This window comes from bacterium (assembly GCA_040755795.1).
Taxonomy (GTDB): Bacteria; UBA9089; CG2-30-40-21; order CG2-30-40-21; family SBAY01; genus JBFLXS01.
Genome location: JBFLXS010000159.1, coordinates 1 through 8,515 on the forward strand (window position 1 = coordinate 1; position 8,515 = coordinate 8,515).

Annotated in this window: 2 protein-coding genes; both read right to left on the reverse strand. The window is 41.0% G+C overall.

The genetic code is table 11. From position 1 onward, the window contains the following. Positions 1-611: 611 nt before the first annotated feature. Positions 612-7,844, reverse strand: coding sequence for a FecR domain-containing protein (locus AB1414_11110; GenBank protein ID MEW6607979.1), 7,233 nt, complete (start codon positions 7,842-7,844; stop codon positions 612-614). 278 nt (positions 7,845-8,122) lie between these two features. Then, positions 8,123-8,344 carry a hypothetical protein gene (locus AB1414_11115; GenBank protein ID MEW6607980.1) on the reverse strand — a complete coding sequence of 74 codons (222 nt, stop codon included), beginning with the start codon at positions 8,342-8,344 and terminating at the stop codon, positions 8,123-8,125. Positions 8,345-8,515: the final 171 nt, after the last annotated feature.

Here is an 8,515-nt window from a genome sequence, read left to right on the forward strand (position 1 = left end):
ATTTTAAAGATAGCATTCATAAAACCCAGTTTTTAAGTTATCGGACTTCTTATGTTAAAAATTAAAGTCAAAACCGATAAGAAAAAAAGGTAGATTTTATGTCAACAGCCTGTCAAGATGTGACCCCCTATTCCCTACTGATAGCAAAACAAAACTTTGAGAGACCACAAAACTTTGACCACGGCACAGTCCCCGCCGTCAACTGCAACGCAGGGGTAGACAAAAGTTTTGATTCACTGTCTTTTCCTTTTCCTCTGCCTCACCGAATTATTGTGTATTCCACATTCACGGTTTGCCCCTAATATCTCCTTTTTATTTTTATTTTCTCACACAAAGCCACAAAGAACACAAAGGTTTATTGTTTTATTCAATTCCTTTGTGACTTTGTGTCTCTGTGTGATTATTTTTATTAGTCTAACCTTAGATTATCTTGCCTATTAGCAGTTTTATTTTACTTCGACCCAATATTTACGCAGATTTCACAGATTTCTCCGTTTCTCCCTTTCCCCTTTTCTCATCTGCCTTCTGCTATTTATCCATGCTAATCCGTGTTAATCAGTGGCTGAATAGTTACCTACTTCACAGGTTACAAACTTTTCGTGGTTCAATAGTTATTTTTCAACAATGACATCAATCACCTTTTCTTTGGATTGATTGCCAACCGTGTCTATTGCCTGTCCGCCAATGCGATGGATACCTTCAAGCGGAATCGAAAATGCCCCCTCATATTTCTTCCACTCTCCATCATCGAGTCTATAGAGCACCTCAGCCACACCAGCGGCATCATCAATGGTGATTAATGAAAATCTGGCATCCGAATGAACTTGATACCTTGAATCTAACTGGACACATCTATCTATCTCAATCTTTACCTCCGGCGGTGTTCTGTCAACAATGACATCAACTATCTCTTCCTTTGATTGATTACCAACCGTATCTATTGCTCGAAATCCAATACGGTGGTTGCCTTCATCCGCAATCGAAAATGCCCCATTGTATCTCTTCCAATCTCCATTATCTATTTTGCATTGCACCTCAGCCACACCAGCGGCATTATCACCGGCGATTAATGAAAATCTGGTATGCGGATGAACAAAATTTCCTGCTCTTCTATCGAGCTCAATCTTTATTTCCGGCGGGGTATTATCCACAATGACATCAAGCACTTGCTCCTTTGATTGATTACCAACCATATCCACTGCTCGAAATTCAATTCGATGACTACCTTCCTGGCTAATCGAGAATGCACCCGTGTATCTTTTCCATTCCTCATCATCTATTTTGCATAGCACCTCAGCCACACCAGCGGCACTATCACCGGCGATTAATGAAAATCTGGTATGGGGATGAACAAAACTCCCGGATTTTCTATCGAGCTCAATCTTTATTTCCGGTGGGGTATTATCCACAATGACATCAAGCACTTGCTCCTTTGATTGATTGCCAACCATATCTACTGCTCGAAATCCAATTCGATGACTGCCTTCCTGTGAGAGCGAAAATGTGCCGCTGTATCTCTTCCATTCCTTATTATTATCGAGCCGATATAACACCTCACCCACACCACAGACATCATCAATGGCTATTAGTGAAAATTTAGTCTGCGAATGAACAAAACAACCGAATTTGCGGTCTATACCAATCTGAACCTCCGGCGGTGTCCTATCAACAATAATATTAACCATCTTTTCCTCTGATAGATTGCCAAGGGGGTCTATTGCTCGGAATCCAATCTGGTGAATACCCTCCTCAACTATCGAGAACGCTCCCATGTATCTCTTCCACTCCTCATTATCAATCTTGCATTGCACCTCAGCCACACCCGAGGCATTATCACTGGCAATTAATGAGAATTTGGTTTGCGGATGAACAAAATTGCCTGATTTGCGGTCTATATCCATCTGGACCTCTGGCGGGGTATTGTCAACGATGACATCAACCATTTTCTCCTTTGATTGATTGCCAATATTATCTCTGGCTCGAAGTCCAATCTTATGGCTACCTTCCTGCGAAATCGAAAATAGCCCGTTGTATCTCTTCCAGTCCTCATTATCAATTTTGTATAATACCTCAGTCAGACCAGAGGCATTATCACTGGCGATTAATGAAAACTTGCTCTGCGGATGAACAAAATTGCCTGATTTGCGGTCTATGTCAATCTTTATCTCTGGTGGGGTATTGTCAATGATGACATCAAGGACATTTTCCTTTGATTGATTGCCAACCGTATCTGCGGCTCGGAATCCAATTCGATGATTACCTTCCCGGCTAATCGAAAATGCCCCGGTGTATTTCTTCCATTTCTCATTATCTATCCGGTATATCACCTCACCGACCCCGGCGACATCATCAATGGCGACTAATGAAAATCTGGTCTGCGAATAAACAAAACAACCAGATTTGTGGTCTATGTCAATCTTTATTTCCGGTGGGGTATTATCCACAATGACATCAAGCACTTGTTCCTTTGATTGATTGCCAATATTATCTTTTGCTTGAAATCCAATCCGATGGATACCTGCTTGAGAAATTGAAAATGGTCCCGGGTATCTCTTCCATTCCTCATTATTATCTATCTTGTATAATACCTCAGCGACACCCGAGGCATTATCACTGGCGGCTAATAAAAATATAGTTTGCGGATGAACAAAATTGCCTGATTTTCGGTCTATATCAATCTTTACCGCTGGTGGCGTGTTATCAACAATGATATTGGTTACCATTTCTTTTGATTGATTGCCAACCATGTCTATTGCCACAATGCCAATCTTATGACTGCCTTCAAGAGAAATCGAAAATGTGCCGCTGTATCTCTTCCATGCCTTATTATCTATCCGATATAACACCTCAGCCACACCCGCAACATTATCAGTGGTTATTATTGAAAATCTGGTATGTGGATGAACAAAACAACCAGATTTGTGGTCTATATCCATCTGGACCTCCGGAGGTGTCCTATCAACGATGACATCAGTTATTTCTTCCTTTGACTGATTGCCAACCGTGTCTATTGCTCGGAATCCAATCCTGTGATTACCTGACTGGCTAATCGAAAATGGGCCGGTGTATTTCTTCCATTTCTCATTATCTATTTTGCATTGCACCTCAGCCACACCAGCGGCATTATCACTGGCGGCTAATGAAAATCTGGTCTGCGGATGAACGAAACAGCCTGATTTTCGGTCTATATCCATCTTGACTTCTGGTGCTGTATTGTCAACAATGACATCAATCTCCTTTTCCATTGTTTGATTGCCAATCGTATCTATTGCGCGAATTCTAATCTTATGCCTGCCTTCCTGAGCAATCGAAAATGTAGCGTCGTATTTCTTCCATTCCTCATCATTTATTTTGCATAATACCTCAGCCACACCCGAGACATTATCACTGGTTATTATTGAAAATCTGGTATGCGGATGAACAAAACACCCGGATTTGCGGTCTATCTCAATCTTTATTTCTGGTGGTGTGTTGTCAACAATGACATTAACTACCTTTTCCTTTGATTGATTGCCAAGATTATCCGCTGCTCGAAATTCAATCTGATGATTACCTTCAAGGGCAATCGAGAATGCGGCATTGTATCTCTTCCATTCATCATTATCTATTTTGAACAACACCTCCATAACTCCAGAGGTATCATCACGGCTGAGTAACGAAAATTTGGTCTGCGAATGAACAAAACAACCAGATTTGCGGTCTATATCCATCTGGACCTCCGGTGGTGTGCTATCAACAATAACATCGATTATCTGTTCCTTTGATTGGTTGCCAACATTATCTATGGCTTGAAATACAATTCGGTGATTGCCTTCCTGCGAAATCGAAAATGTGCCGGGGTATTTCTTCCATTCCTCATTATCTATTTTGCATAGAACCTCTGCTACACCAGCGAGCTCATCAATGGCTGTTAATGAAAATCCAGTCTGCGGATGGACGAAACTGCCAAATTTGCGGTCTATATCCATTTTTACCACAGGCGGTGTCTGGTCAACAATGACATTCGTTACCTGTTCCTTTGATTGATTGCCAAGACTATCTATTGCCCGAAATTCAATCTGATGGATACCTTCCTGCGAAATCGAAAATGTGTCTGTGTATCTCTTCCACTCCTTATTATCAAGCCTGTATAATACCTCATCCACACCCGAGGCATTATCACTGGCGATTAATGAAAATCTGGTCTGTGGGTGAACAAAACTGCCAAATTTGCGGTCTATATCCATCTGGACTTCTGGTGCTGTATTGTCAACAATGACATCGATTATCTTTTCCTTTGATTGATTGCCAAGGGTATCCATTGCCTGGAATCCAATCTGATGGTTACCTTCTTGAGAGAGTGAAAATGTGCCAGTGTAGTTTCTCCATGCCTCATTATCTATTTTGACTATGAACTCAGCTACACCCGAGGCATCGTCACTGGCGATTAATGAAAATTTGGTATCCGAACGAACAAAACAGCCGGATTTGTGGTCTATATCCATCTTTATCCCTGGCGGTGTCCTATCCACAATAACATTGACTATTTTTTCCTTTGATTGGTTGCCAACATTGTCTATGGCTTGAAATCTAATCCAGTGACTACCTTCCTGGGAAATGGAAAATGTGCCTGTGTATTTCAGCCACGCCTCATTATCAATCTTGACTATGACCTCAGCTACACCCGCGGCATCATCAATACCGATTAATGAAAATTGGGTGTCCGAACGAACAAAACTGCCTGATTTGCGGTCTATATCCATCTGGACATCTGGGGGGGTATTATCAACAATGACATCGATTATCTTTTCTTTTGATTGATTGCCAACTGTATCTATGGCTCGGAATCCAATCTGGTGAATACCCTCCTGAACTATCGAGAACACCCCCGTGTATCTCTTCCACTCCTCATTATCAATCTTGCATTGCACCTCAGCCACACCTGCGGCATTATCACTGGCGATTAACGAGAATTTGGTTTGTGGATGAACAAAACAACCAGATTTGCGGTCTATATCAATTTTTATCTCCGGTGGTGTGTTATCAACGATGACATCAATCACCTTCTCTTTTGATTGATTACCAACCGTATCTATGGCTCGGAATCCAATCTGATGACTGCCTTCCTGCAAAATCGAAAATGTGCCCGTGTATCTCTTCCACTCCTCATTATCTATTTTGCATTGCACCTCAGCCACACCCGCGGCACTATCACTGGCGATTAATGAGAATTTGGTCTGCGGATGAACAAAATTGCCTGATTTGCGGTCTATATCAATTTTTACCTCTGGTGGCGTGTTATCAACAATAATATCAAGGACATTTTCCTTTGATTGATTGCCAACCGTATCTATTGCTCTGAATCCAATCTGATGACTGCCTTCTTGTAAAATCGAAAATACCCCGGTGTATTTCTTCCATTCCTTATCATCTATTTTGTATAACACCTCAGCCACACCCGCGCTACTATCACTGGCGGCTAATGAAAATATGGTCTGGGGATGAACAAAATTGCCTGATTTGCGGTCTATATCCATCTGGACCTCTGGCGGTGTCCTATCAACAATGACATCGATTATCTTTTCTTTTGATTGATTGCCAAGTGTATCTACGGCTCGGAATCCAATCTGATGAATACCCTCCTGAACTATCGAGAACGCTCCTGTGTATCTCTTCCATTCCTCATTATCAATCTTGCATTGCACCTCAGCCACACCCGCGGCACTATCACTGGTGATTAACGAGAATTTGGTCTGCGGATGAACAAAACAACCAGATTTGCGGTCTATATCAATTTTTATCTCCGGTGGTGTGTTATCAACGATGACATCAATCACCTTCTCTTTTGATTGATTACCAACCGTATCTACGGCTCGCACTCCAATCTGATGAATACCCTCCTGAACTATCGAGAACGCTCCCGTGTATCTCTTCCACTCCTCATTATCAATCTTGCATTGCACCTCAGCCACACCCGCGGCACTATCACTGGCGGCTAATGAGAATTTGGTCTGCGGATGAACAAAATTGCCTGATTTGCGATCTATATCAATTTTTACCTCTGGTGGCGTGTTATCAACAATAATATCAAGGACATTTTCCTTTGATTGATTGCCAACCGTATCTATTGCTCTGAATCCAATCTGATGACTGCCTTCTTGCAAAATCGAAAATACCCCGGTGTATTTCTTCCATTCCTTATCATCTATTTTGTATAACACCTCAGCCACACCAGCGGCATTATCACTGGTGGCTAATGAGAATTTGGTCTGCGGATGAACAAAATTGCCTGATTTGCGGTCTATATCAATTTTTATCTCTGGTGGCGTGTTATCAACGATGACATCAATCACCTTCTCTTTTGATTGATTGCCAACCGTATCTACAGCGCGGAATCCAATTTGATGATTACCTTCCTGCAAAATCGAGAAGGCACCCGTGTATCTCTTCCACTCCCCATTATCAATCTTGCATAGCACTTCAGCCACACCTGCGGCATTATCACTGCCGGCTAATGAAAATATGGTCTGCGGATGAACAAAACTGCCTGATTTGTGGTCTATATCAATCTGGACTTCTGGCGGTATGTTGTCAACCACGACGATAAACTTATCTAACTCTCCAGAGTTACCAAAGGCGTCAACGCCTTTATATTTGATTGTATGTGTTCCTGCTTTGTTAAATGATATTGGCTGATGATAGGTATAAAAATCGTCGTTGTCTATGGCTGTTATTATGCGGACAATGCTGGTATCGGCATCTAATGGTTTCAGGGTATATTGGCAAGATATGTGGGCATAGAGAATGCTCTCCTTTTTAAATAGGGGGCTATCTGGCACTATTTCCAGCTGTAGTTTTCTAACAATCTTTAATATTCTGGCAGTACTGAATTTGCCTTCAAGCCCGGATTTATCAATACTCCTCACACGCCAGTAGTATTTTCCTACGGGTAAGGTTGTAGAAACAACACTTGTCGATTCTGTGCCTTGGACTCTATAGACCACATTATTAAATGCCTCGTCTTTCGCTATCTCAAGGTAATATTTTGCCGCCTCAGGAACAGATTTCCATGAAAAGGTTAGCGTCAGGATACCTGTAATAAAATCATCTACCGGTTTAATTAATTCTGGAGATTTTGGAAGTGGTTTTGGAGGTGATGGTAGTTCTCCTTTGACGGATTGAATTCCAAAGCCGGCAGGGACATTGACAGATTTGCCAGTAGATGATGCCTCAACCTCTCCTTGAAATACAGATATGCTGGAGAGGCCATCGGGTGTATATCCTATCTCGAATTCAGTTCCTCTAACCCCGCAAAAGACACCTGGTGTCTCAATCTCAAAATTAGAGCCCGTTGTCTTTGTTCCTTTAAACGACATTTTACCGTGAAGGAGTTTTACCTTTGTATTGACTGCTTTAACCTTTTCCGCATAAACGCTGTGTTTAAGTACCAATGATGTCTCTGGTTTTAGTTGCAGGATACTTTTATCCTCAAATTCAATTTGAGCCGTTGAATCTGGACCCACAACAACCTCATCATGAGGATAGACATTATCTCCTCTACGGAGATTAACATACTTATCTGTCCCAATCCTTTTAATTGTAACATCACCAAATACTTCCGTAACTTTCACCTGTGGCACTTCGGGTATTTTAATCATATCTCCTGGGAGAATAAAATGAGGATTTTTGAGTTTGTTATAATCGGCAATAGCCATCCATAACCACGGAGTCTGCAAATACTTCTCTGATATATCCCACAGTGTATCCCCGTCTTTCGCCTTGTGAATCAAGAGTTCTTGTGCATAGACTAATGAAACTAAACTAACCATATAGGTTGTAAGAAGAAACATTCTAAAGGTTTTCATGATTATTACCTCCTTTTTTGTTGTGAACGCTACAAACAGGTCACCTCTACGAAGTTAAGGAGAAGCAAGAGAGGAAAAATGAGAACGCACACAATTATCTCAATTATCTTACAACTGCAGAAATGGTGTGCGTTCCTATTTTTCTTCTTTAAAGTTTGACCCCACTATGTTTTTCTCTTCTATCCTGGAGATAAAAATAAATTCCTACAAACATAAGAATTATACTTCCTCCAACGAATAAAATAAGTAAATTAGTCATAATTCACCTCATTTTTCTACTATTCTATTAGATAAGCTATAAAAAAAGCCAGAAAAGTGAAGATTAATCCTCCAATAAAAACTATTGGATTAAATAGATTAGGAGAAACAAATTGTCCAATCACTAAAGCAGCAAAAGAAAGTTTTCCAAGGTCATAAATAGCCTTTGAAAGATTCTCACGCTTTTTAGGTGCTTGCATTATCTTTACTTTACCTCCTGCTTTTATAACACCCGTAATCATAGTAGCACAATCCTCTGTTTTTGTCAAGGAGAATTTACCACGACCCAGCAATTCTCGGTGAAACTAAATAAACAGCCCAAGTAACCACCTTAAAGCCATTTTTTGCTTTTTAAACATCTTCTTCCTCTAAATTGCTTAAAATTTCCCCCTCCTAAACCTCTGGAGAATCTC

Bases quoted from the DNA above. Each gene is read 5' to 3' on its own strand.
- AB1414_11110 (MEW6607979.1), bottom strand. From the start codon at position 7,844: ATGAAAACCTTTAGAATGTTTCTTCTTACAACCTATATGGTTAGTTTA.
- AB1414_11115 (MEW6607980.1), bottom strand. From the start codon at position 8,344: ATGATTACGGGTGTTATAAAAGCAGGAGGTAAAGTAAAGATAATGCAA.